This is a genomic window from Saccharopolyspora oryzae (genome assembly GCF_027853915.1).
In the GTDB taxonomy this organism is placed as follows: domain Bacteria; phylum Actinomycetota; class Actinomycetes; order Mycobacteriales; family Pseudonocardiaceae; genus Saccharopolyspora; species Saccharopolyspora oryzae.
The window spans coordinates 1-23,459 of record NZ_JAQGLA010000098.1 but is presented as its reverse complement, the minus strand read 5'-3'; the positions used below and the strand labels follow the sequence as shown (position 1 = coordinate 23,459).

The 23,459-nt window shown below is 69.8% G+C and carries 21 protein-coding genes and 2 pseudogenes; 11 read left to right on the top strand and 12 right to left on the bottom strand.

The features are described from left to right. The 3 genes and pseudogenes from OU415_RS33550 to OU415_RS33540 form a co-directional block, all read right to left on the bottom strand. Nucleotides 1-389 (bottom strand): annotated as a pseudogene (locus OU415_RS33550) (hypothetical protein); the annotation flags it as partial. 293 nt (nucleotides 390-682) lie between these two features. Next, nucleotides 683-3,007 carry a LuxR C-terminal-related transcriptional regulator gene (locus OU415_RS33545; RefSeq protein ID WP_270953578.1) on the bottom strand — a complete coding sequence of 775 codons (2,325 nt, stop codon included), beginning with the start codon at nucleotides 3,005-3,007 and terminating at the stop codon, nucleotides 683-685. A gap of 175 nt (nucleotides 3,008-3,182) precedes the next feature. Beyond that, entirely contained in the window at nucleotides 3,183-3,761 is a 579-nt protein-coding gene (locus OU415_RS33540) for a TetR/AcrR family transcriptional regulator (RefSeq protein WP_270953577.1), read from the bottom strand. A gap of 119 nt (nucleotides 3,762-3,880) precedes the next feature. On the opposite strand from OU415_RS33540, the gene OU415_RS33535 reads away from it, so the two are divergent. From OU415_RS33535 to OU415_RS33525, 3 genes are all read left to right on the top strand, one after another. Next, entirely contained in the window at nucleotides 3,881-4,984 is a 1,104-nt protein-coding gene (locus tag OU415_RS33535) for a Gfo/Idh/MocA family protein (protein WP_270953576.1), read from the top strand. 111 nt (nucleotides 4,985-5,095) lie between these two features. Next, nucleotides 5,096-5,311, top strand: a complete 216-nt coding sequence (locus OU415_RS33530) for a helix-turn-helix domain-containing protein (protein WP_270953575.1) — start codon at nucleotides 5,096-5,098, stop codon at nucleotides 5,309-5,311. Nucleotides 5,312-5,345: 34 nt separating this feature from the next. Next, on the top strand, nucleotides 5,346-6,011 hold the full coding sequence (locus tag OU415_RS33525; RefSeq protein ID WP_270953574.1) for a DUF2461 domain-containing protein: 666 nt from the start codon (nucleotides 5,346-5,348) through the stop codon (nucleotides 6,009-6,011). Here OU415_RS33525 and OU415_RS33520 read toward each other — a convergent pair. Beyond that, the gene (locus OU415_RS33520) at nucleotides 5,989-6,351 is read right to left on the bottom strand and encodes a VanZ family protein (protein ID WP_270953572.1); all 363 of its coding nucleotides are present in this window, start codon (nucleotides 6,349-6,351) and stop codon (nucleotides 5,989-5,991) included. The two genes, OU415_RS33525 and OU415_RS33520, sit on opposite strands and share 23 nt — an antisense overlap. 74 nt (nucleotides 6,352-6,425) lie before the next feature. On the opposite strand from OU415_RS33520, the gene pyk reads away from it, so the two are divergent. Next, a complete protein-coding gene (gene pyk, locus OU415_RS33515; RefSeq protein ID WP_270953580.1) occupies nucleotides 6,426-7,847 on the top strand; it encodes a pyruvate kinase in 1,422 nt (473 codons plus the stop codon). A 76-nt stretch (nucleotides 7,848-7,923) separates the two neighbouring features. Then, a complete protein-coding gene (tesB, locus tag OU415_RS33510) occupies nucleotides 7,924-8,862 on the top strand; it encodes an acyl-CoA thioesterase II (protein WP_270953570.1) in 939 nt (312 codons plus the stop codon). A gap of 35 nt (nucleotides 8,863-8,897) precedes the next feature. On the opposite strand, the gene OU415_RS33505 is transcribed toward tesB, so the two are convergent. Then, nucleotides 8,898-9,980 carry a 5,10-methylene-tetrahydrofolate dehydrogenase gene (locus OU415_RS33505; protein WP_270953568.1) on the bottom strand — a complete coding sequence of 361 codons (1,083 nt, stop codon included), beginning with the start codon at nucleotides 9,978-9,980 and terminating at the stop codon, nucleotides 8,898-8,900. A gap of 70 nt (nucleotides 9,981-10,050) precedes the next feature. Beyond that, on the bottom strand, nucleotides 10,051-10,554 hold the full coding sequence (locus OU415_RS33500; RefSeq protein WP_270953567.1) for an Lrp/AsnC family transcriptional regulator: 504 nt from the start codon (nucleotides 10,552-10,554) through the stop codon (nucleotides 10,051-10,053). A 91-nt stretch (nucleotides 10,555-10,645) separates the two neighbouring features. Between OU415_RS33500 and OU415_RS33495 the strand changes: the two genes are divergently transcribed. From OU415_RS33495 to OU415_RS33485, 3 genes are all read left to right on the top strand, one after another. After that, complete coding sequence (locus OU415_RS33495) at nucleotides 10,646-11,257, top strand: LysE family translocator (RefSeq protein WP_270953566.1); 612 nt, start codon at nucleotides 10,646-10,648, stop codon at nucleotides 11,255-11,257. Between the two features lie 189 nt (nucleotides 11,258-11,446). Then, a complete protein-coding gene (gene dacB / locus OU415_RS33490) occupies nucleotides 11,447-12,955 on the top strand; it encodes a D-alanyl-D-alanine carboxypeptidase/D-alanyl-D-alanine endopeptidase (RefSeq protein ID WP_270953565.1) in 1,509 nt (502 codons plus the stop codon). A 192-nt stretch (nucleotides 12,956-13,147) separates the two neighbouring features. Next, nucleotides 13,148-13,813, top strand: a complete 666-nt coding sequence (locus OU415_RS33485) for a DedA family protein (RefSeq protein WP_270953563.1) — start codon at nucleotides 13,148-13,150, stop codon at nucleotides 13,811-13,813. 190 nt (nucleotides 13,814-14,003) lie between these two features. Here OU415_RS33485 and OU415_RS33480 read toward each other — a convergent pair whose 3' ends face one another. Next, a complete protein-coding gene (locus tag OU415_RS33480) occupies nucleotides 14,004-14,318 on the bottom strand; it encodes a bifunctional 3-phenylpropionate/cinnamic acid dioxygenase ferredoxin subunit (RefSeq protein WP_270953562.1) in 315 nt (104 codons plus the stop codon). 248 nt (nucleotides 14,319-14,566) lie between these two features. Here OU415_RS33480 and OU415_RS33475 point away from each other — a divergent pair, with 248 nt between their 5' ends. The 3 genes from OU415_RS33475 (at nucleotide 14,567) to OU415_RS33465 (ending at nucleotide 19,067) form a co-directional block, all read left to right on the top strand. Next, a complete protein-coding gene (locus OU415_RS33475) occupies nucleotides 14,567-16,990 on the top strand; it encodes a GcvT family protein (protein ID WP_270953560.1) in 2,424 nt (807 codons plus the stop codon). Nucleotides 16,991-17,129: 139 nt separating this feature from the next. Continuing rightward, nucleotides 17,130-18,251, top strand: coding sequence for an aromatic ring-hydroxylating oxygenase subunit alpha (locus OU415_RS33470; RefSeq protein ID WP_270953559.1), 1,122 nt, complete (start codon nucleotides 17,130-17,132; stop codon nucleotides 18,249-18,251). An 87-nt stretch (nucleotides 18,252-18,338) separates the two neighbouring features. Next, complete coding sequence (locus tag OU415_RS33465) at nucleotides 18,339-19,067, top strand: hypothetical protein (RefSeq protein ID WP_270953557.1); 729 nt, start codon at nucleotides 18,339-18,341, stop codon at nucleotides 19,065-19,067. Between the two features lie 126 nt (nucleotides 19,068-19,193). Here the strand turns inward: OU415_RS33465 and OU415_RS33460 are convergent, their stop codons facing one another. From OU415_RS33460 to OU415_RS33440, 5 genes and pseudogenes are all read right to left on the bottom strand, one after another. Next, a complete protein-coding gene (locus tag OU415_RS33460; RefSeq protein WP_270953556.1) occupies nucleotides 19,194-20,819 on the bottom strand; it encodes an MFS transporter in 1,626 nt (541 codons plus the stop codon). A 131-nt stretch (nucleotides 20,820-20,950) separates the two neighbouring features. Next, a complete protein-coding gene (locus tag OU415_RS33455) occupies nucleotides 20,951-21,295 on the bottom strand; it encodes a VOC family protein (RefSeq protein WP_270953555.1) in 345 nt (114 codons plus the stop codon). Between the two features lies 1 nt (nucleotide 21,296). After that, nucleotides 21,297-21,470 (bottom strand): ribbon-helix-helix domain-containing protein, encoded by a 174-nt coding sequence (locus OU415_RS33450; RefSeq protein ID WP_270953554.1) that lies wholly within the window; start codon nucleotides 21,468-21,470, stop codon nucleotides 21,297-21,299. A 156-nt stretch (nucleotides 21,471-21,626) separates the two neighbouring features. After that, nucleotides 21,627-23,009 (bottom strand): amino acid permease, encoded by a 1,383-nt coding sequence (locus OU415_RS33445; RefSeq protein ID WP_270953553.1) that lies wholly within the window; start codon nucleotides 23,007-23,009, stop codon nucleotides 21,627-21,629. A 304-nt stretch (nucleotides 23,010-23,313) separates the two neighbouring features. Beyond that, a pseudogene (locus OU415_RS33440) lies at nucleotides 23,314-23,459 on the bottom strand (serine hydroxymethyltransferase); the annotation flags it as partial.

Sequence of the window (23,459 nt, the reverse complement as noted above, 5' to 3'; positions counted from 1 at the left end):
GCGTCGTTGATCCAGGCGCCGATCTGGTCGACCGGCTTCTCCTCGACCGGCTTCTCCGGGGCGGGGGCGGCCTCCGGCGCCGGAGCAGCCTCGGGGGCGGGCTGCGCGGCGGGGGCCGGTTCGGCCGCCGGACGGGGGGCGGCGGCCGGTTGCGGGGCGGGGTTGGCCTGGAGCGGGGCGGCTTCGGTGATCGGGCGGACCATCGCCGCGTTCTCGACGTGCGGCTGCTCGGTCTGGGGGCCGCCGATGCCGGCGAACGCGCCCAGCACGCCGAAGGCGGCCGCGGCGGTACCGATCTGCAGCGCACGCGTCTTCGGGGGGACGCGGTGCTGGCGGTCGGAGTTCTCGCCGAGGAATGCCGCTCGCAGCCAGCTCGCCGTGTTCGGCACCGCCCTCTCCCAGCGGTGCCGTGCGGTCTGCTGCGGATCTCGGTGGTCGAGGATTTCGTTCTCGGGGGATTTTGGTTCGGGGGTCACGGGTATCCAGGTTCCGCGACGGAGAGTGAACCCGCACCGAGGTTTGCACGTACGTAGGTACCTAGATTCCGCCAAACGGCGGACTTTACGCGGGGGTTCGACTACGGAAAGTGAAAGTTGCCCGATTGGGGAGTGGCCCACGGCACGTCAGCCCGCCGGGCGCGCTGACCAGGGCAGCCCGCGGCGCGGGCTTCAAGAGGAGTGCTTCACCGGGAGACGGCTTCGCCCGCGGTGCGCTGCGCGGCCACCCAGCCGGCGATCTGCGCGCGCGAGGAGAAGTCCAGCTTGGTCAGGATGTTCTGGACGTGGCCTTCCACGGTGCGCTGGGCGATCACCAGGTTCTCGGCGATCTCCTTGTTGGTGTTGCCCTGCGCGACCAGCTCGGCGATCTGCCGCTCCCGCCTGGTCAGCGGCATCGGGTGCACGTTCTCGTCGGTGCGCGTCCGGGCGTGCCGCTTGGTCTCCAGCGCGAAGTCGATGATGTGTTGCACGGACAGCTGGCGGCCCCGGTCGAAGGCCTCCTGGAACGCCTCCTCGCCCAACGCCGTGCGGGTCTGCGCCTGGTGCTCGTCGTGGTCGGTGGCGAAGCGGGCCCAGAAGCCGGGGGCCGCGCACACCGCGTCCCAGACCGACGAGGCCGCGCCGAACAACCGGGCAGCGCGGTCGTACTTGCCCTGCTGCTGGGCGATCCAGGAGAGGCTGTCGATGCTGAACGCGATGCCCAGCCGGTTGTCCAGCTGCCGCTGCAACCTGATCGCCTTCTTCGCCGCGGCTTCGGCCCGCTCCAAATCGCCGCGCTGCGCCTCGACCTGCGCCGACGCCCACAGCGCGTAGGAGCGCCAGTACAGCTCACCGTGCTCGGTGGACAGCCGGATGCACTCGGCCAGCAGCTCGAGACCTTGCTCGGTGGCCCCGTTGAGGCCCTTGACCATGCCGAGGCCGAACAGGGCGAACAGCTCGCCGGCCACGGATTCGCGCTTGCGGAACTGGCCCAGCGCGTCCTCCACCAGGTTGGCGGCCCGCGACGGATCGTTGCCCGCGAACGCCGCGAGCCCGCGCACCAGCGCCAGGTACGGCTTCTCGGAGTCCTCGCTGCGCTGCGTGGCCAGCACCGTCGCCTGCTCCAAGGTCGACTGCACCGTGTCCAGGTCGCCGTGCAGCAGCGCGAACCAGGCGCTGACGCGCAGCGCGCGCACCCGCTCGGGCACTTCGCGCGGCGTGGTGGCCAGCACCTGGTCCAGCCAGTGCCGGGCTTCGCCGTTGAGCCCGCGGATCACCCAGTACTGCCAGAGGTCGGTGGCCATGCCCAGCGCCGCGCCCGCGGTGTCCGGGTTCGCGGCGGCGGTCTGCAGCGCGGTTCGCAGGTTGCCCTGCTCGTTGCGCAGCCGCTGCACCCAGGCGGCCTGGTCGGGGCCGATCCAGTCGGCGGCGAAGCGGCCGGCGAGGTCGCTGAACCACGCGAGGTGCCGCTGCCGCATGGCGTCCAGCTCGCCGAACTCCACGAGCTTGTCCTGGCCGTACTCGCGCAGCGCGTGCGGCAGCCGGAAGCGCGCCTCGCCGCCGTCCTCCTCGCGCAGCAGCACGGACTTGTCCACCAGCGAGTGGATCGCGCTCAGCACGTCGGAGTCGGACAGGCCGTTGCTCGCGACGTGCTCGGCGGCGGCCAGGTCGAAGCTGCCGGAGAACACCGACATCCGCGCCCACGCCAACCGGTCCTGGTCGGAGGCCAGCTCGTAGCTCCAGTCGATCAGCGCCCGCAGCGTCTGCTGCCGGGCCGGGGCGCCGCGGCGGCCCTCGGTGAGCAGGTCGTACCGCTCGGCGAGGCGTTCTTCCAGCTGGGGCAGGGACAGCGAGCGCAACCGCACCGCGGCCAGTTCGATCGCCAGCGGGTTGCCGTCGAGGTGGTAGCACAGGCGCATCAGCGCTTCGGCGTTGTCGGTAGTCACCTCGAACTCGGGCACGGCGGCCCGGGCGCGGTCGACGAACAGCCGGACCGAGGAGAACTGCTCGTAGGCCTCCGGCGGCGGCAGGTGGTCGATGTCGGGCACCTGCAGGGGCGGCACGACCATGGTGGCCTCCCCGGCGACGCCGAGGGATTGCCGGCTGGTGGCCAGCACCCGCACGCCCGGGCACCACCGCACCACCGCGTCCACCAGGTGCGCGACGTCCTCGATCACGTGCTCGCAGTTGTCCAGCACGAGCAGCATCTCGCGGTTCTTGAGCTGCTCGACGACGGTGTCCAGGTCCTCGTCGGCGGTCGGCCCGCCGATGCCCAGCTGCTCGATGACGGCGTCGACCACCAGCGAGCCGTCGCGCACGTCCTCCAGCCCGACGCACCAGGCCTTGTCCCGGAACGAGCGGCGCATGTTGTTCGCGACCCGCATGGCCAGCCGCGTCTTGCCGACCCCGCCGGGTCCGGTGAGGGTGACGACGCGGGATTCGGCGAGCAGGCGCTTGGTCAGGGTGATCTCACGACGACGGCCGACGAAGCTCGTGACGTCGGCCGGGAGGTTGCCCGCTGGATCTCGCACACGGGCTCGCGCAGTAGAGACCACGCCACGAGCTTAACCGCGGAAATGCCCTCTGACCTGCGATCTTGTCCCCGCTCACGCCCCGTCACCCAGAAGTGTGGTCAAGGGAACAGATCCCCTCCTGCCCATCACGCAGCAGAGCGGATCAGGTGCCCCACAAGTGTGAAGATTTCCTTCATCGGGCCTGCAGTCCGGCGAGCACGATGCGGAGGTTCCGCCGCCACTGGTCGTCCGCCGCCGGCAGCCCGATGGTCCGGTCGCCGGTCATCACCGAGGTCAGCGCGAACGGGACGTCCTGCCAGGGCACGTCCTCGCGCATCGCGCCCGACTCCTGGCAGCGCTCGACGAGCAGCCGGATCTGCTCGCGCAGCTCGGCCAGCGGGCTGTCCAGGGTCAGCGCGCAGTCGGTGCCGAGCGCTTCGTTGATCCCGCAGCTCATCGCGCGCAGCTGCACGAAGTCGACGGCGAAGGTGCAGAAACCGTGCCACGGGTCGGGATCGAGCACGGCTTGCCGGGCCAGTTCGACGATCTCGTAGATGGTGTCCTCGACGACCGCCTGCAGCAGGGCCTCGCGGGAGGGCAGCCGCCGGTAGAAGGTGCCGATGCCGACTCCGGCCCGGCGGGCGATCTCGTGCGCCGTCACGTTGACGCCGACCTCCGCGACCGCTTCGCGCGCCGCGGCGACGAGACGCCGCACGTTGCGCTGGGCGTCCGCCCGTGCGGACTCGCCGAGCAGTTTCTCCACCGCGCTCACCGGGCCACCCTAACAACCGGACTTGCGGAGTCCGGTTAGGCTGCGGAGCAGAAGCGGACTCAGCAAGTCCGGTTTTGTCGAAGAAAAACGGACTCATCGAGTCCGGTTCAGGAGGCGTTGTGGACAGGATCAAGGTCGGGATCATCGGGGCGAGCCCGGATCGGGGCTGGGCGGCCCGCGCGCACGTCCCGGCGTTGCGCGCCCTGGACCAGTGCGAGCTGACCGCCGTCGCGACCAGCCGTCCGGAGAGCGCCGAGCGCGCGGCGGCGGAGTTCGGCGCCGCGCACGCCTTCGCGGACGCGCGGCAGCTGGCCGATCACCCGGACGTCGACCTGGTCGTCGTGACGGTGCGAGTGCCCAAGCACCGCGAGCTCGTCCAGGCCGCGCTCGACGCGGGCAAGCACGTCTACTGCGAGTGGCCGTTGGCGCGCACCGCGGAGGAAGCCGAAGTCCTGGTCGAAGGCGCGCGGTCGGCCGGAGTGCACAACGTGATCGGCCTCCAGGCGTTGCGCGCGCCAGCGATCGTGCGAGCGAAGGAGCTGATCGACCAGGGCGCGTTGGGGCGCATCACCTCGGCCGCCGTGCACAGCGCGCGGGGAAAGGGCGCGGCGGGCCGGGTTCCGGAGTGGGCGGCCTACACGTTGCAGTCGGCCAACGCCGCAGGACTGCTGGAAGTCCACGGCGGGCACGTCCTGTCGGTGCTGGACCACCTGCTCGGCGGCATCACCGAGCTGTCCGCGGACCTCGCGTTGCAGCACCCGCACCAGGTCGTGGCCGAGACGGGGCAGGAAGCGCCCGTGGACAGCCCGGACCACCTCGTGCTGAACGCCAGGTCGGGCTCGGGAGCGACGCTGTCGGCCAACGTCCGCGACGCCGAAGCCGCTGATCCGCGGGTCCGGCTGGAGGTGGTCGGCACGGAGGGAAGCCTGGCGATCACCTCGACCGGAGCGGAGGACCCGCGAGGCACCCAGATCCAGATGAGCGACCTCGAACTCCGGCGCCCGGCTGAGCCCGGACTCCCGTGGGAGACGGTGCAACTGCCTCAGGCGCTCCCCGTCACCCAAGAAGCCCGCAACGTCGCGGCTGTCTACGCCGAGATCGCCGAAGGCCTGCGCACGGGAGTGCAGACGGCGCCGGACTTCACCCGGGCCCTGCGCCTGCATCGCGTCCTCGACGCCATCCGCACCTCCGCGAGGACGGGAGCACGCCAGCGGCTGAGCTGAACGCGCACCACCGGCTGGGCTGCCCGCCCGGCCGGTGGTGCTGTCCGCCGCGGAGTCGGACAATGTCCTCGTCCGTTCACCGGGGGGCGAGATGCACGGGTCGGCGTCGTCATGACCGCCCAGCACTACCTGGGCGCATCGGGTCTCGCGCGGCAGCTCGGCGTGACCCGGCAAGACGTGTCGAAGTGGCTCAGCCAGTACCCCGCGACCTCCGAGCACCCGTTCCCGGAACCCGACGTCGAGGTCGACGGCGCCCCGGGCTGGACGCTGGAGCGAGTGCCCGAGGTCGAGCTCTGGCGGAGCAGCATCCCCGGGCAGCGCGACTGACCGGCGCTGACCGCGTTGCGGATAAGGTCGGGGCGTGCGGTTCGAGGGTTTTGGGGATGGGGCTGTCGAGTTCTTCGACGGGCTCGAGGCGGACAACTCGAAGGCTTTCTGGGGCGACAACCTGGCCCTCTACAAGGAGCACGTGCGGGCTCCGATGGAGGCGCTGATCGCCGAGCTGGAGCCCGAGTTCGGGCCCGGTTTCGGCTCGGGGAAGGTGTTCCGGCCGCACCGGGACGTGCGGTTCAGCAGGGACAAGTCGCCGTACAAGACGCACTGCGGGGCCGTGATCGAGCAGGGGCGCGGCGGCGGTGCTTACTACGTCGAGGTCGGCGCCGCCGGGATGATGGTCGCCGGCGGCTGCTTCCACACCGAGTCCGACCAGCTCGCGCGCTTCCGGACCGCGGTGGACACCGAGATCCACGGCGAACACCTGCGGCGGCTGCTCGACGAGCTGGCGGCCGCCGGTTGGGAGATCGCGGGGGAGATGTTGAAGAGCCGTCCCCGCGGGGTCGACGCCGATCACCCGAGGCTCGACCTGCTCAAGCACCGGACGCTTTACGCCTTCCAGCGCTGGGAACCCGACGACGCGCTCCACGAGCGAAGCTGCCTGGACCGGGTTCGGGAGGCGTGGACGCACGTCCGCGAGCTCAACCAGTGGTGCGCCGACCACGTCGGGATCACCGAGAAGAAGCGCCGCTGACCTTCCGCACCAGCGCCACGACCGCGCAACCGGCGACCGCGCCCGCGACGTCCACCAAGCCGTCGGCCAGCTCGCAGCTGCGGCCGATCGGCAGCAGGCCCTGCAGCACCTCCGATGCCGCCGCGTAGCCCACCAGCGCGGGCAGCAGCTTGACCAGCGGGAATCCGGCGATCCGGCCGGTGGCGGCCAGGGCTGCGAACAGCGCGAAGTGCACGACCTTGTCCGTGCCGGGCGGCGCGGACGGCACGCCCGAGGCGGGCATGAACAGGACGAGCAGGCTCGCCAGCGCGACGACGCCGAACGGTATCCGGGTGAGCTGCGTTCTGTAATGATCCAGCAACGATCTCCCCGATGGACCTTCTGCGGGCATGGCGCGTGCTGCGCACGACGGTCAACAGACTAGGCTGGCATGATGTGAGTCGACGAGCCAAGATCGTTTGTACCATGGGCCCTGCCACTGCCTCACCGGAGAAGATGGCAGAGCTCGTCAGCAGCGGAATGGACGTCGCCCGGCTGAACTTCAGCCACGGCAGCCACGCCGATCACCAGCAGGTCTACGACATGGTCCGGGCGGCGGCCAAGGAATCCGGCCGCGCCGTGGGCATTCTCGGCGACCTGCAGGGACCGAAGATCCGACTCGGCAAGTTCGCTGCCGGGCCGGTCGAGTGGCGAACCGGCGACATCGTGCGCATCACTGTGGACGACGTCCAGGGCACCCATGACCGGGTGTCCACCACTTACAAGGGCCTCGCCAACGATGCCAAGAGCGGCGACCGGTTGCTGGTCGACGACGGCAAGGTGGGGCTGGTAGTTACCGGCGTCGAGGACAACGACGTCGTGTGCGAGGTGACCGAAGGCGGTCCGGTTTCGGACAACAAGGGAATCTCGTTGCCGGGCATGGACGTTTCGGTGCCCGCGCTGTCCGAGAAGGACATCGAGGACCTGGAGTTCGCGCTGGAGCTCGGCGTGGACTTCATCGCGCTGTCCTTCGTCCGCAGTCCGGCCGACATCGACCTGGTGCACCAGGTGATGGATCGGGTCGGCCGCCGCGTTCCGGTGATCGCCAAGCTGGAGAAGCCGGAAGCGGTGGACAACCTGGAGGCCATCGTGCTGGCCTTCGACGGCGTCATGGTCGCCCGCGGTGACCTCGGCGTCGAACTCCCCCTGGAACACGTGCCGCTGGTGCAGAAGAAGGCGATCCGGATCGCGCGCGAGAACGCGAAGCCGGTCATCGTCGCCACCCAGATGCTCGATTCCATGATCAACAATTCGCGTCCGACGCGCGCGGAGACCTCCGACGTCGCCAACGCGGTGCTCGACGGCACCGACGCGGTGATGCTCTCCGGGGAGACCAGCGTCGGCCGCTACCCGGTGGAGACCGTGCAGACGATGGCGCGCATCGTCGAAGCGGTCGAGGCCGGGTCGACGGAGCCGCCGCCGCTGAGCCACGTCCCGCGCACCAAGCGCGGCGTGATCTCCTACGCGGCGCGCGACATCGGCGAACGCCTCAACGCCAAGGCCCTGGTGGCCTTCTCGCAGTCCGGCGACACCGTGCGCCGGTTGGCCAGGTTGCACACCCGGCTGCCGCTGCTGGCGTTCACCCCCGAGGAGTCGGTGCGGAGTCAGCTCGCTCTCACTTGGGGGACTGAGACGTTCCTGGTGCCTAAGGTCGACACCACGGACCAGATGGTGCGGCAGGTGGACCAGGCGATGTTGTCCCTGGGCCGCTCGCAGCGCGGTGACATGGTCGTCGTCGTGGCGGGTTCGCCGCCCGGAACGGTCGGTTCGACCAACCTCATCCGCGTGCACCGGTTGGGCGAGGAAGACCACGTCTGATCCGCTGATTCGGACGGGAGCCACCCGGCGCTCCCGTCCGTCTTGACCCGGTGCCAGACCTGATGAGGAGCGCGCTGTGACCGAAGCGGCCCGAGCCGCCGCCGCAGACCCGGCGGGGAACCGCTTGATGGGCGACGTCCCGCTGGACGTCAACGGCATGCCCCACGGCCAGCCGGTGCTGGACAGCCTGGTGGCCCTGCTGGACCTCGAGCGCATCGAGGAGAACATCTTCCGCGGGGTCAGCCCCGCCTCCTCGCCGGTGCGCGTCTTCGGTGGTCAGGTCGCCGGTCAGGCGCTCGTCGCAGCTGGTCGCACGGTGCCGCCGGAGCGGCGGGTGCACTCGCTGCACGCCTACTTCATCCGGCCCGGCGATCCGAGCATCCCGATCGTCTACGAGGTCGACCGCACCCGCGACGGCCGTTCGTTCACCACCCGCCGGGTCGTGGCGGTGCAGCGCGGCAAGGCGATCTTCTCGCTGTCGGCGTCCTTCCAGGTCGACGAGGGCGGCATCGACCACGCCGAGCCGATGCCCGACGTGCCGGACCCGGAGACGCTGCCGACCTACGGCGAGCAGATCGGGTCGCTGGTCGAGAAGCTCGGGAAGGTGCAGCCGCGCCCGATCGACGTGCGCTACGTGACCGACCCGCCGTGGGTGAGCCGCGAGAGCGGGAAGCGCGAAGCGCGCAGCCAGGTGTGGATGCGCGCGGACGGCGTGCTGCCCGACGACGACCTGCTCCACGTGTGCACCGCGGCGTTCGCCTCCGACATGACGCTGCTGGACGCGGTGCTCGCCCGGCACGGCGTGTACTGGGGTCTGGACGACGTCAACGGCGCGAGCCTGGACCACGCGATGTGGTTCCACCGCCGCTTCCGCGCCGACGAGTGGCTGCTCTACGACTGCGCCTCGCCCAGCGCCTCCGGCGGCCGAGGCCTGGCGACCGGCCGCTTCTTCTCCCGCGACGGCCAGCTCGTCGCGACCGTCGTCCAGGAAGGCCTCCTCCGCGTCAACACCTGACCCGGCCTGACCTGCTCTGCGTTGCGACGCCGGGCTCAGCCCGCTTCCGCGTGCTGGGCCCGGCGTTGTTCTTCGCGGTAGCCGTAGGCCGCTTGGCGCACGGCGGCGTCGGTTTCCAAGCTCGAGCCGAGCGCTCCGGCGACGAGCGCCATCGAGGCGACCATCCACGCCAGTCGCGCGTAGGCCGCCCAGTCGACGGGGTGGCCGAGCACGCGGGCGAGGACGCCGGCGTCCAGCAAGGTCGCGGCACCGGCCAGGCTCACCAGGTAGACGAGGGCGTAGAGGCAGGCGACGCCCAGGGACAGCGTAGTGATCGTCGAGGTGTTGTAGAGCAGGGCCAACCGCCGGTCGCGGATCGCGCGGCGTCCCACCCGCTCCCACAACCCGTGCGAGGCGATCAACCACACCGTCATCAGCGAGAGTGCGAAGACCGAGGTGGTCAGCGCGCGCAGCGGGCTCAGCACGTCGCCGAGCTGCCAGACCGTCGAGGTGAACAGGCCGAATCCCGCGGCGGCGAGCGCTGCCGCCAACGCGCTGGACAGCCCCCAGACCAATTGCCACGGCCGGTTCGCCCGGACCATGCCGGACACCAGGCGCACCCAGCCCCGCAGCCTCGGGGTGGTGTACCGGACGTCGACCGGTCCGTCGCGGTGGGTGCGGCGCACCGTGCCGGGATCCGTCGGCGGTCCGCTCAGGTGGTGCGGGAGCAGGTCGTCCAGCAACCGGGTCAGCAGCCGGTAGGTGCGGTGGTAGGTCCGGATCGCGCCGAGCGCGGGCAAGGACACGAGCGCGACCCGGCGTCCGGTGCTGACGTCGGCCAGCAGCGCTCCTTTCGCCAGCAGCAGCGGCAGGTCGGTCAGGCAGATCCCGAAGTCCCAGCCCTGCTCGTCGCGGTGCCGGTCGACGGCGTCCAGCAGGTCCTCGCTGGTGCGGTGGTCCGCGGTGAGCGGATCGGAGCGGACGTCGATGGTCCAGCGCTCACCGGTGCGGTGGGACAGCCACTCGGTGATCTGCTCGGACGTGCGGTACCCGACCTGCGCGGGCATGTCGGGGTCGGTGACCAACCCCAGGACGCGTTCGGCCTGCTCCTGCTCCGCCAACCGGACAGCCCTCCCCACCAGCACGTCGCTCCACCCACGGTGGGAGGCCGCGTCGGTCCTCGCAATCTCGCGCTCCGCCGCCGGGTTCTCAGGTGCGGCGGCGGCGTTTCGGGCGCAGGTGTCGGGGCGGGGTCAGGGCCTTGGTGTGCAGCTGTTCCAGGACGATCGAGCTGGTGAAGTGGCGGACCTCGGTGCGCGAGGCCAGCTTGTCGACCAGGAACTCCTGCATGTGCTTGGTGTCGGCCACCGCGATGTGCAGCAGGAAGTCGGCCTGACCGCTGACGTGCAGCAGCGAGCGGGTCTCCGGCTGCTTCATCACGAACTCGCGGAACTGGTCGACGACCTGCCGGGTGTGCGGGCGGACGTTGATCGCCACCACCGCCTCCAGCGCCAGTCCGGTCGCGGCCGGGTTGACGTCGATGTGCGACCCGGTGATCACGCCCTGTTCGCGCAGGCGGCGGACTCGTTGCAGGCAACTGGACGCCGCCAGGCCGACCCGTTCGGCGAGCGCGCGGTTGGGCAGCGTCGCATCGTTCTGCAACAGCTCCAAGATCCGCCAGTCGACCGAATCAAGTTCTACGGAGTCCTGCATATCCGAAGATGCTACGGCGCAGGTGGTGAAGCGGCGAACGGGAACCCGAAAATATCGGCACTTCCCAACCACTTCTTTCGAAGGAGGAGTCGTGCACATCGCCTGGGGGCCGTTCCTGCTGGCGCTGCTGGTGATCGTCGTGGTACCGGGTCCCGACTTCGTGCTGGTCACCCGCAATGCGGCGACCGGCGCGCGGTGGGGCTGGTTGGCCGCGGCCGGTTCGACCTGCGGCCTGCTGGTGCACGCGACGGCAGCCACCCTGGGGCTTTCCGCGCTGGTGGTCGCCGTTCCGGCGGCGCTGCTCGTGGTGAAGGCGATCGGCGTGGCCTACCTGGCCTGGATGGGCTTCCAGATCCTGCGCAAGGCCGGCGCCGCTGCCACCCAGGAGCCCGCGCTGGTGGTGCCCACTTCGGGTCGCTCGGTGTTCCTGCGCGGACTGCTGACCGATGTGCTCAACCCCAAGGTCATGCTGACCTTCCTGACGCTGATGCCGCAGGCGATGGACCCGGCCGCCGACCCGATGACCCAGGCCGCCCTGCTCAGCGCGGTCGCGGTGAGCGGTTTCGCGGTGTGGTGGCTGATCGTGGTGCCGTCGGTGCGCTGGCTGTCGGCGCTGCTGGCCGACCCGCGGCGGCGCAAGGTCTTCGAGCGCTGCTGCGGCGGCGCGCTGCTGGCGATGGCCACCTCGATCGCGGTCGCTTGAGTTCGCGTGAGCGGCGATGGTCGTCAGAACCACCATCGCCGCTCACCACGCGCAAATTCCTTTGACGCTCCGTGTCGATCTGTTTACTCTGCATGATCGGGCCGGGTGAGCCGAGGGAGTTGCGCGATGCGTCGACGTTGGGGCTTGGCGTTCGGGTTGGTTGCTGCGGTGGGGGTTTCGCTCTCCCTCGTGGCTCCCACTGGTGCTGCCCCGACGGGGCCGGACGCGCTGCGCGCGGACCTCGACGAGATCCTCGCCGACCCGCGGCTGGACGGTTCGCACGCGGGAGTGGTGGTCCGCGATCCCGCGACCGACGAAGTCCTCTACAGCAGGCAGGCCGCGGCGCGGGCCACTCCGGCGTCCAACGCGAAGCTGCTGACCTCGGCCGCCGCGCTGGAGGCGCTCGGTCCGGACTACGAGTTCCGGACCGAGGTCGTCACCGGCGCGCAGCAGGTCGGTCCTGTTCTGCTCGGCGATCTGCACCTGCGCGGCACCGGTGATCCGACGGTGCTCGCCGCCGACTACGACCGGCTGGCCGAGCAGGTGGCGGCGTCCGGGATCCGCGTGGTGCAGGGCGGTTTGCGCACCGACGACACCTGGCTCGACGACGTGCCGCTGGGTACCGGGTGGGCCTGGGACGACGAGCCTTACTACTACTCGGCGCGGATCTCGGCGTTGACCGCGGCGCCGGACACCGACTTCGACGCCGGAACCGCGAAGGTGCTGGTCAGCCCAACGACCGAGGGGCAGCCCGCCCGGGTTCGGCTGGATCCGCCGACCGACGTCGTGCAGATCGACAACCGGACCACCACGTCCGCTCCGGACGGTGCGCCGGACGTCGCGGTGGAGCGCGATCACGGCGGATCGCGGGTGGTGGTGAGCGGGTCGGTCCCGGCCGGAGCGGAGCCGGTCGAGGACTTCACCACCGTGCCGGATCCCTCCGCCTACGCCGCCGACGTGTTCGCCAAAGCCCTTGCCGCGCACGGCGTTCAGGTGCGCAACGCGGGGGACGGAGCGGCGCCGGACGGTGCGCGGGTGCTGGCTGACCGGCGGTCGATGCCGTTGCGCGAGCTGCTCGTGCCGTTCATGAAGCTGAGCAACAACGGGCACGCCGAAGTGCTGATCAAGGCGATGGGCCGGGAGGTCCGCGGCGAAGGCGGCTGGGCGGCCGGCCTGGAGGTGCTGGACGAGAAGCTGCGCGGGTTGGGGCTCTCGCCGGAGGTGCTGCGCATGGTCGACGGTTCCGGTCTGTCCACGATGGACAACGTGCCGCCGGAACAGCTGACCGTGCTGCTCGACAACGCTCGCGAGCGCCCCTGGTTCCGGTCCTGGTACGACTCGCTGCCGGTGGCGGGTGTCGCGGACCGCATGGTCGGCGGCACGCTGCGCAACCGGATGGGCGGGACGGCGGCGGAGAACAACGTGCACGCAAAGACGGGTTCGCTGACCGGCGTGACCTCGCTGTCCGGGTACGTGACCGCGGCGAACGGTCGCGAGCTGGTGTTCTCGGTGATGTTCAACGACTTCGTCTCCGACGCCCCGCAGGACCTGGAGGACGCGATCGCCATCCGCCTCGCGGAGTACCGGGGCGCCGACGATCAGCAGCGCGGCCGACCACCGGTGCCGCAGCAGAGAGTCCAGCAGAACGCCAAGGTCTACCAAGGTGACTTGGAGTGCTCCTGGGTCAAGGCCTGCTGAGCGCCGGGTTTCGCCGGAGGACTACTGCGCGTGGTGGTGTGGACGCGTTTTCACAGGTAGCGGCGCTACATTAAGACGAAGGTGTGACTTCAGTCTCAGGGTTAGCTAGGGGGGCATTACGGACACCCGGCGCTTATTGCGCCGGTAGCGTGACGGGGGTAGTTGAAGCCCCCCGCCCGAGGAGCCCGTCCCGTGACCTTCATCAGCGACGTTCTGGCAGCTGTCGGAAGCCTGCCGAAGCCGCTACTGGTACTGGTGACCGGAGCTCTCGTCCTCGGCGAATGCACCATCGGACTGGGTTTCCTGGTGCCGGGTGAGAGCGGGCTGCTGATCGCCTCGGCCGCGGTTACCGACGTGGGCTTCTTCTTCGTGCTGGCCGGAGTCGTCGCGCTGTGCGCGGCCATCGGGGACAACATCGGGTTCTGGCTGGGCCGCCGGTACCGGCTGAAGATGCGCGAGACCAAGGTGGTCCGCAAGCTCGGGCAGCAGCACTGGGACCGGGCCGGGCAGCTGCTGTGCAAGTGGGGGATCGGCGCGGTGCTGCTGGGCCGCTTCCTGCCGGTGGTGCGCACGCTGATGCCGGCGGCGGCCGGGGCCAGCGGGATGTCCTACCCGCGGTTCGCGGTGACCTCGCTGATCGGCGCGGTCGCCTGGTCCGCGACGCACGTGAGCATCGGTTGGCTGGCCGGGGCGTCCGCGAAGTACATCGAGGACGCGCTGGGGCGGGCGAGCTGGATCTTGGCTGCAGTGGTCGTCGTGGTGGGCGTGGCGATCTGGCTCGGGCGCCGCAAGCGCGGGGCGAAGCAGCCCGAGGTCGTGCCGGAGGAGACTGCGGAGGACGTCGAGTCCGCCGCCTGAGCGGCGGGGCTCAAGCGCGCAGCGCGGCGAGTTGTTTGCGGTTCCTGGTGAGCAGCTTCGGGTTGTTCATGGCCAGGACGCCGGTCTGCTCGCTGTCGCGGTGGTGTGCAGCGCCGCGCGCACCGCCCCAGTTCTTCGCCGATGACGTGTGCCAACGGCACTTCGCCGGTGCCGATGACCGCGACCGTCCTCATGCGACCTCCGCGGTCTGGGTCTCGACGTAGACCATCCCGTCGGCGATCTGCACCGGGTAGGTCCGCACCGGCTTCTTGGCGGGCAGGCCGCACGGCAGCCCGGTTCGCAGGTCGAACGCCGCCGCGTGCAGCGGGCACTCGACCCGGCAGTCCTCCACCCAGCCCTCCGCCAGCGAGGCGTCCTGGTGGGTGCAGGTGTCGTCGATCGCGAACAGCTCGCCCTCGACGTTGAACACCGCGATCGGCACGTGCGCGTCGATGCGGACGGACTCGCCGGGGGGAAGCTCGGACAGGGAGCAGGCTTCGAACATCAGGACCTCCGTTGCGCTATCCAGAACACGGAGTGCAATGCGCAACAATGTGCGGCTCGGATCAGGGGCGCGTCAAGGGGGTTCTGCCGATTCTTCGTCCGTGACGTCCATCCGTGTTACGCGGCGGAAAAACTCGGCTTCCGCACTTGACGGCGACGGGGGTCGCCGGTGACCGTGTTGCTCGTATCGGAACTCGGCGCGCATAGCGCAACACTCTCCCCACCGCTCGACGAGCCCTGGAGGCACCCATGGGCACTCAGCCCCGCGTGGTCGTCATCGGAGCCGGAATCGTCGGTTGCGCCATCGCCGACGAGCTCACCGAACGCGGCTGGACCGACATCACCGTCCTCGAGAAGGGCCCGCTGTTCGCCACCGGGGGCTCCACCTCGCACGCGCCGGGGCTGGTGTTCCAGGCCAACCCGTGCCGGACCATGACCCGCTTCGCCGCCTACACCGCGCAGAAGTACCGCGAGCTCGAGGGCGAGTGGTGCTTCCAGCCGCTCGGCGGCCTCGAGGTCGCGGCGTCGCCGGAGCGGTGGGACGAGGCGAAGCGGCGGCATGGCTGGCTGACCTCGTGGGGCGTGGAGAGCTTCCTGCGCGACCCCGGCGAGTGCGCCGAACTGCACCCGCTGGTCGATCCCGCGCGCATCCAAGGCGGGCTGCACATCCCCACCGACGGCCTGGCCAAACCGGTCCGCGCCGCCGAGGCCCAGGCGCGGCGCGCGATGGCCCGAGGCGCGCGGTTCCTGTCCGGTCAGCAGGTCGTCTCCGTGGAGCGCAGCGCAGGCCGGGTCACCGCAGTGGTGACCGATAAGGACCGCTTCGCCGCGGACGTGGTGCTCTCCTGCGCGGGCATGTGGGGTCCGCTGATCGGCGCGCTGGTCGACCTGGACGTCCCGCTGGTGCCGATGGCGCACCAGTACGCCAAGACCGGGCCGCTGGCCTCGCTGACCGGCCGCAACGACGAGCGCACCGAGGCCGGACTGCCGATCCTGCGGCACCAGGACGGCGACCTGTACTTCCGGGAGCACGTCGACCGGATCGGCATCGGCTACTACGGGCACCGGCCGATGCCGATCGACCCCGCGGCCATCCGCGAGTCGGGTTCGGCGGTGATGCCCTCGATCGAGCCGTTCACCGCGGAGGACTTCCAGCCGGCCTGGGACGACGCGCGGACGCTGCTGCCGGAGCTGGCCGAGGCCGAGGTCGTCGAAGGCATCAACGGCCTGTTCTCCTTCACCCCGGACGGCATGCCGCTGCTCGGCGAGCACCCCGACCTGCGCGGGTTCTGGGTCGCCGAGGCCGTGTGGATCACGCACTCGGCGGGCGTGGCGCGGGCGATGGCGCAGTGGCTGGTCGACGGGCAACCGGCCGAATCGCTGCACTCCTGCGACCTCAACCGGTTCGAAACCGCCCAGCGCAGCCCGGAATACGTGCTGGAGCGCAGCTGCCGCAGCTTCGTCGAGGTCTACGACGTCCTGCACCCGCTGGAACCCGGCCAGGAGCCGCGCCCGGTTCGGACCAGCCCGTTCTACGAGCGGCAGCAGGAACTCGGCGCGGTGTTCCTCGAAGCGTCGGGCTGGGAACGGCCGCACTGGTACGAGGCGAACGCCGAGCTGCCGGAGGTGGCCGAAGTCCCGCCGCGCGGCGAGTGGGCGTCCCGGTTCTGGTCGCCGATCGCCGGTGCGGAAGCGCTGGTCACCCGCAAGCGGGTGGCGATGTTCGACATGACCCCGCTCAAGCGGCTGGAGGTCGCCGGGCCGGGTGCGCTCGACTTCCTGCAGTGGCTGACCACCAACAACCTGGCCAAGAAGCCCGGTTCGGTGACCTACGCGCTGTCGCTGGACGAGGCCGGGGGAGTGCGCAGCGATCTGACGGTGGCGCGGCTGTCCGAGCAGCGCTTCCAGGTCGGCGCCAACGGCAACCTCGACCTGGAGTGGCTGCGCAGGCACGCGCCGTCCGACGTGCAGGTCCGCGACATCACGCCCGGCACGTGCTGCATCGGCGTGTGGGGGCCGCTCGCGCGCGAACTGGTGCAACCGCTGACCGGCACCGATTTCTCCCACGAGGGCTTCGGTTTCTTCAAGAGCAAGGCGGCGTTCGTCGGCGGTGTTCCGGTGACCGCGATGCGACTGTCCTATGTGGGCGAACTGGGCTGGGAGCTCTACGCCGCGGCGGACCAGGGGCGGAAGCTGTGGGACGTGCTGTGGGAAGCGGGGCAGCGGCTCGGCGTGATCGCGGCCGGGCGCAGCGCTTTCAACAGCCTGCGGCTGGAGAAGGGCTACCGGTCGTGGGGCGCGGACATGACCACCGAGCACGATCCGTTCGAAGCAGGCCTGGGTTTCGCCGTCCGGACGGACAAGGACTTCCTGGGCCGCGCGGCGCTGGCCGAGCGCGAAGGTGACCGCCGGCTCTGCCCGCTGCTGCTCGAAGACCGCGAAGCCGTGGTCATGGGTTCCGAGCCGGTCCACGTCGACGGCCGGCCGGTCGGCTACGTCACGAGCGCGGCCTACGGCTACACCATCGGCGCGAGCATCGCCTACGCCTGGCTGCCGAGCTCCCTGGCCGTGCCCGGAACCCGCGCCGACGTCGAGTACTTCGGCGAACGCCTGCCCGCGGTGGTAGCCGAAGAGCCCCTGTTCGACCCCGAGATGAAGCGCCTACGAAGCTGAGCCGTCCTCGGTTCCCGCAAGTTCAATGGAAATCAGACGTCCGATTTCCATTGAATTTGCGGAAGTTGCGCACCGCGAGGGTGCCGCGCACAACGAGAAGTTCAACGGAAATCGCGTTGACCAGGTTCTGGAGGGATGCATGACCGCGACGGACCGGCAGGCCAGTCTCATCTCCACGCTGCCCGGCCACTTCTACACCGACCCGGACCTGTTCGCGCTGGAGCAGGACCGGATCTTCCACACCTCGTGGTTCTGCGCCGTGCGCACCGCGGACCTGGCCGAGCCGGGTCGGTTCCGGACCGTCCAGGTGGGGCGCGAGAGCGTGCTCGTCGCGCGTGGCAGGGACGGTGCGCTGCGGGCGTTCCTCAACATCTGCCGGCACCGCGGCGCACAGCTGTGCACGGTGGAATCCGGTCAGGTCAAGCGCAGTTTCCAGTGCCCGTACCACGCCTGGACCTACGGCACCGACGGCAAGCTGGTCGCCGCCCCGAACCTCACCTCGATGCCGGACGTCGACCGGACCGAGTACGGCCTGGTCCCGGTGGCGCTGCGGGAATGGCTCGGATACGCCTGGCTGTGCCTGGCCGACGAGCCGCCGTCGTTCGAGGAGCAGGTCGTCGGCGCGGTGGCGGAGCGGCTCGGCGGCACCGAGGTGATCGACGGCTACGGCGTGGACGGCCTGTCGCTGGGCCGCCGCATCAGCTACGACGTGCGCGCCAACTGGAAGCTGATCATCGAGAACTTCATGGAGTGCTACCACTGCGCCACCATCCACCCCGAGCTCACCGAGGTGCTGCCGGAGTTCGCCGACGGCTACGCGGCCCAGTACTACGTCGGCCACGGCGCGGAGTTCGGGGCGGAGGTGGAGGGGTTCACAGTGGACGGAACCGGTGGTTTCGGCCGCCTGGACGGAGTCGGCGACGAGCACGACCGCCGCTACTACGCGATCACCGTCCGCCCCCAGGTGTTCGTGAACCTGGTGCCGGACCACGTGATCGTGCACCGCATGTTCCCCCTCGCGGTGGACCGGACCCTGGTCGAGTGCGACTGGCTCTACGCGCCGGAAGTCCTCGACGCGGGGCACGACATCTCCCGCTCGGTGGAGCTGTTCCACCGGGTCAACGAGCAGGACTTCGAAGCCTGCGAACGCTGCCAACCGGCGATGAGCTCCCGCGCCTACGCGGCCGGAGGAGTCCTGGTCCCCTCCGAACACCACATCGGCGAGTTCCACGACTGGCTCCGCACCGAACTGGGCGTCTGACGTGATTGGTGTCCGCGAGTGCGCATCGGACATCGCAGCGCGTCGAACCGCGTGAAAACAGGTGGACGTCCTGCTTAGCCTGGTGACGTGTCCAGCATTCTGAGCATTTCGGTGATCCTTCCCGAGGATTCCGCCTGGAACCAGGTGGAGACCAAGATCTGCGTCGACGGTCAGGACTTGATCGGACCGGAGTTCGACGAGGGACCGAGACTCGATCCCGAGGTCCTGCTGGGGCCGGACAGCCCCCTGCTGCCCGAGGACGAGCCACGCGAGGTGATGCTCGCCGAAGCCGAGTGCACGTGGGGCTGCTGCGGCGCGGTTTTCGTCCGCATCAGCCGCGATGGTGACCAGATCGTCTGGGACGAGTGGCGCAACCCCGACGCCGAGCTGTCCCTGCCCGAGATCCGTTTCGACTCGGCGCAGTACGAAGCCGAGCTCGCGCGCGCCGACCGCGAACGCTCTTGGGAGTGGCCGGGTTGGACGGTGGCGAGGCTGCTGACGAGCAGGCTCCGCGAGGAACCGAACGTGCTGGGGCAGTGGGACAGCAGCCTGGACTGGGCCCGATCCAGGCCGGACACTCGCGATCACGTGGATCTGGCGTTCACCTCGCCGCCCAGGCAGGTGATCAGCGACCGCCGGCGGACCTCCGGTGAGCTCATGGATTACGACCAGTTCCTCGTGCGATTCCAGGTGAGCCCGGAGCTTCCCGGAAAGCAGGTCGAACGGATCGTCGAGGAGTTGCGGGCCAGCGATCCCCGCAAGCAGGCCGAGGTCTGCGGTGGTTACAGAGCTCCACGCAGATCCTCTGTCGAGTAGGAGCTCTTCACCCCTCGCTTGAGCAGGTGGACCAGCGGGCGCGGAGCAATCGGGTCCGCCGAGTCTTCGCGGTGATGCACTGCGCGGAGTCCGGACCGACTGCTCACGATTAATACCCGCGAGTACTCATCGGTCGTCGTAGCCGGGACGTCCCGGTGAGGCGTCGACGGCGGTTCGCGGGCTGTCGACGTCTCGGCGCTGCACCAGGAAGCACAGGACGGCGCCGATCGCGATCACGGCGATGGGCAGCACCAGAGTCGGTTGCACCGCGCGGACGACTCCGTGCTCGAAGACCGACACCGCCGTCTGCTGGAGCTGGTGGGCGAGGCCCGCCGATGTGCCCGGTGGCGGTGGGAACGCCGTACCGGTCCGCCCGACTTCCAGTCCGCCCTTCGCGGCGTCGTCGAAACCGGCCACGAACCGCTCGCGGATTCCGGACGGCAGACCGGCGGCCTGGCGGGCTGCTTCGTCGTGGAGCGATGCGGCCAGGCGGTTCTGCAGCACGGCGCCGACCGCGGCGCTGCCGATGACCGTGCCGACCTGTCGGATCGTGTTCAGCACGCCGGAGGCGGCGCCGGCCATCCGGGGTTCCACGCCGTACATCGCGACCGCGACCATCGGCCCGAACACGCAGCCGATGCCGAGCCCGGCGACGATCAGCGCAGGCTGGAGGTCCCACCACGTCCGGCCGACCGCGGTGATCCAGCTCAGCCAGGCCAACCCGGCCGCGAACAGCGCGAGACCGCACATCAGGACGTACTTGCCGCCGACCCGGTCGGCCATCCGGCCCGAGACCGGTGACAGCAACGCCGACACGATCATCGCCGGTGCCATCACCAGCCCGGCCTCCAACGCGCTGAAGGACAGCACCGACTGCAGGTAGATCATCACCGGCAGGAACAGGCCGATCATCCCGACCTGGACGGTCGCGGACACGAAGCTCATGACCGCGTAGTTGCGGTCGCGGAAGAGAGCGAAGGGCAGCAGCGGTTCACCGCGCTGCCGGGTCCGCTGGTGGACCAGGAACACCGCGAGCAGCAGCGCGCCGCCGATCAGCAGCGCCCAGATCCCGGCGTTCCACCCGTACCGCTGGCCTTCGGTGAGCGCGAAGGTCAAGCCGGCCAGCGCCGCTGCGGCGAGCAGGACGCCGGGCAGGTCCAGCTTGTGGCGGGTACCGCGCCGGCCCCCGGGCACGAGGGTGGCGGCCATCGCCAGCACGGCTGCGCCGATCGGGACGTTGACGAAGAAGATCCACCGCCAGCCGGCCGTGCTGACGAGGAGTCCGCCCAGCGTGGGCCCGGCGATCGTGGCCACGCCCGCGACCGCGCCCCACACGCCGAGCGCCGCACCCCGGCGCGCGGGCGGGAAGACGTCGATGATGATGGCCATGGTCTGCGGCATCAGGGCCGCCGCGCCCAGCCCCTGCAGCGCCCGGGCCGCGATGAGCTCGGTCGCCCCCTGGGACAGTCCACACAGGACGGAGGCGGCGGTGAAGAGCGCGACGCCGCCGATGAACATGGTGCGCGGTCCGCGCGCATCTCCGAGCCGACCGAACACGATCAGCAGTGCGGCGAGGACGAGGACGTAGACGTTGATCACCCACAGCACCTCGTCCAACGAGGCCCGCAGGTCGTCGACGATGCTGGGGATGGCGACGTTGACGGCCGTCAGGTCCAGCAACGTCATGAAGAACCCCGAGCTGAGCGTGACGAGCACCGCCCAGGGATTGCCGCGCAAACTTCCCGCTCGCATCTCTTCCCTCGCCTCACCGGCGGTGCGGTGCACCGCCATCGGGTGGAATCAACGGGTTCCGCTGCACTTGATCGCCCGAGCGCGGTGCGGTCGGACCTCGGCCGCATCCGCGCTCGGTTCGTTCGGGGGAGTCAGCTCTTGGCGGGAGCTTGCAGGCTCCACAGTCGACCGTCGGGATCCCGCACGGTCATCTCGCGGGTCCCGTAGTGCGTGTCCTCGAACGGTGTGACCACTTCGACGGCGGGGCCGGCGTGGAAGTCGTCCGCATCGGGCACTTTCAGCGCGATCTGCGTGCCGGGCGCTCGATCTTCGGGGATCTCCACGAGAACGAGGTAAGCCCCCTCGCCGTTGCGGAACACCCCGGAGCCGTCGCCGGCGGAGGTCTCCAGTTCGAAACCCAGTGACTGGAAGAACTTCGCGGACTTCCCCCAGTTGTGGGTCTCCAGGAAGACCGCTTCGATCCCTTCGGTCGCCATCTCAGGACTCCTCTTCGGAAGCGTTCTGCTGCTCGCTGGTGTCGAGGTAGGAGCGCAGCGCATCGGCGACCAGTGCCGACAACGACATGCCCTCCTCGATCGCGTGATGCTTGACCTGCCTGATCAGCTCGACCGGCAGGTACACGTTGAACTGCTTGACCTCCGCACCACCCATGCGCTGATGCTAGCATGCTAGAAAGCTATCCGGCGAGGAAAGATCTTGCACGGTCGATGCCCGCGAGTGCTCGCGGCGAACCTCGTGCTGCTGCAAAAAAATCGGGTGGGTGCAGTTCCGCGAGGAACTGCACCCACCCGAGGTGGTGTTGCTGGGTTACTTCCGAGCCGGAACGGGTTCCGAGCTGCGCTTGCGCGCTGCGACGTAGCCGATGGCGATGGCGATGGCCAGGATCGGCGTGATGTACAGGGCGATGCGGGTCTCCTCGTCGAAGGCCAGCAGCACCACCACGAACGCCAGGAACGCCAGGACGATGTAGTTCGACACTGGAGCGAACGGCATCCGGAACGGGCCGTTCGGGAGCTCACCGCGTGCCACCTTGCGGCGGTAGCCGATGTGCGCGATCAGGATCATGCCCCAGGTGAAGATCGCACCGGCCGTGCTGGCGCTGGTGATGTAGGTGAACGCCTGCTCCGGCACGAGGTAGTTGAGCACCACGCCGATCAGCATCGCGCAGAACGTCACCGCGATCGCCCGCGCGGGCACCGCGCGGCCGCTGAGCTGGCCGACCGACCGCGGCGCCTGGCCGTCCTCGGACAGCGTGCGCAGCATCCGGCCGGTGGAGTAGATACCGCTGTTGCACGACGACAACGCCGCCGTGGTGACCACGAAGTTGACCACGCCCGCCGCGGCCGGGATGCCGATCAGGGTGAAGGCGTGCACGAACGGGCTGACCTCCGCCGGGAACTGGAACCACGGCACCAGCGCCGTCAGCGCGATCAGCGCGCCGACGTAGAAGATCAGGATCCGCCACATCACCGAGTTGATGGCGCGCGGCAGCACCTTCTGCGGGTTCTTGCTCTCGCTGGCGGTCTGGCCGACCATCTCCACGCCGACGAAGGCGAACATGACGATCTGGAACGCCAGCAGCGAGGACGCCAGGCCGTTGGGGAACAGCCCGCCGTTGTCCCAGATGTTGCTCAGCGAGGCGGTGGGGCCCAGGTCGCTGAAGCCGAACACCAGGATCGCGGCGGCCAGCACGATCAGGCCCAGGATCGCCAGCACCTTGATCAGCGCGAACCAGAACTCGAACTCGCCGAACAGCTTCACCGCGATCAGGTTCACCGCGCTGAGCAGGACCAGCGCGCCCAGCGCCGGGATCCACTGCGGCACGGTCGGGAACCAGAACTGGAAGTACTTGCCGACCGCGGTGATCTCGGCCATGCCGGTCACGATCCACACCAGCCAGTAGCCCCAGCCGACCGCGAACCGCGCCCACGGCCCGACGAACTCACCCGCGTACTCGGCGAACGAACCGCTCACCGGGCGGTACATCAGCAGTTCGCCGAGCGCCCGCATGACGAAGAAGATCATCACGCCGGCGATCGCGTAGATCAGGATCAGGCCGGGGCCGACCTGGTGCAGCGCCTTTCCGGAACCGAGGAAGAGCCCGACACCGATCGCACCGCCGATGGCGATCATGTTGATGTGCCGGGCGCTCAGATCCTTCCGGTACTCCTCGGTGGCTGGTTGGCTCATCGAAGTGGACTCCTCCAAGAAGCGGTGCGGGGCTTCAGTGTGGCGCAACCGCGTGGGCCGCCTCCCGCAACACGTTGTTCGTCAGCGTGTTTCGCTGGAACTGCGCAGATACTCCGGCATCCTCCCGGTGCTGGCAAGCGATTCGGTGCAGTTGGGAACGACCGTTGCTGGAGGAGATCGATTCGATACCGGAGAGTTGCGGGAAATTGGGCATCAAGTCTATTTAGGACGAATCGCAACGCCCGGGTTCCGGGCGTGAAAAACGGCCGGTGCGCGCAACGCGCACCGGCCGTCGTCAGAACCGTCAGAGGTTCGGGTACAGCGGGTGCTTGGCGGCCAGTGCCTCGACGCGGGCCCGCAGCTTGGCGCTGGCGGACTCGTCGAAGCCGGGCTTGAGCGCTTCGGCGATCACGTCGGCGACCTCGGTGAAGTCGTCCTTGCCGAAGCCGC